General features: G+C 45.6%; 2 protein-coding genes. Both read left to right on the forward strand.

Going from position 1 to position 1,124, the window contains the following annotated elements:
- Nucleotides 1-109 precede the first annotated feature (109 nt).
- A complete protein-coding gene (locus HMPREF2955_RS08860; protein ID WP_246830107.1) occupies nucleotides 110-412 on the forward strand; it encodes a tail tape measure protein in 303 nt (100 codons plus the stop codon).
- 19 nt (nucleotides 413-431) lie between these two features.
- Nucleotides 432-1,124: PoNe immunity protein domain-containing protein (locus tag HMPREF2955_RS08865; RefSeq protein WP_070722751.1), on the forward strand; the 693-nt coding region annotated here is incomplete at its 3' end.

The following is a 1,124-nucleotide window of genomic DNA, read 5'->3' on the forward strand; positions in this document are numbered from 1 at the left end:
TTACTATCCATACGACATGGTGCATTGGGAAGAGGACAAGGAAGAATAGGCTGCCGCGAAAGCTAACGATGCCTTGTGGAAAGGCACGCAATACATAGAAAATTCCCCAGTGCTTAGAACTGTGGGCAAGGTTGCAGGCAGATCCCTAATCGTGGTGGGCATTGCTTGGGACGCATATCGCATCAACGAGGCCTACCAAGAGGAAGGGGAGTTTGGCGACAAGACACAACAGGCCACAGGTGCGGCCGTTGGTGGCTTAGCCGGTGCATGGGCCGGTGCCGAAATTGGCGCAATTGTCGGCACGGCCGTTTGTCCTGGCGTGGGTACACTCGTTGGCGCAGTGATAGTTGGTCTCATCGGTGCATACGTTTGTAGCAAGGGCGGTTCTGCATTGGTGGATAGTATTTTCTAACTTAAATGTCAAGCGAATTATGGGATTATTTGATGCGATTTTTGGAAGTTCAAAGAAAGAACAGGAAAAACCCATTAGGGACAAATTGAAGAAAAGAAAGGATTTTGAAAAGGTTTTGAAGATTAGACTAGCTGAGATCGACAGGTATAAAGCATATCTAACAACAGAGCAGGAAAGTGAATTGTTCTTTTGTCGCGCTGTTGGCCACGATAGCATTGATGTCATCCAAATAAGATATTCAATGGATGGTGGACTAAAAGAGCTTCAACGTATTTATGTCGAATCATTGAATTATTTTATCGTAGGCTTTAACGATGACAACCCTATCTATTTTGACATTTTAAATCGTGTTTCACTGGGCATTCTCCTAAACATTCCTGACGAAAACTTCATGCAGTTGGTAGACTACGTACAACGTTTGGACGAAGAGGCGAAACCTGCAGACTGGACACCGGACTTGTTGCTTTGGTTCTTGCTGAACTCTCGCCTGAAAGATAACGAAAAAAGGACACATGCCCAAAAGCTCGGATTCCCAAGAGAATGCAAGGGGCTATACAAAGTAACGCAAGCCACAGACAGTAAGACTGCCCTAAAAGCATTAAAAGACTATATAGGTAAATGGTACAACCTAAACAAGGATGCCCCTTGGTACAACAATCACCTTAAAAGTACCTATCGTGGCTACTGGGCATGGGAAGTGGCCGCCGTGGCC

The organism is Prevotella sp. HMSC073D09 (assembly GCF_001814145.1).
GTDB classification, from domain to species: domain Bacteria; phylum Bacteroidota; class Bacteroidia; order Bacteroidales; family Bacteroidaceae; genus Prevotella; species Prevotella conceptionensis.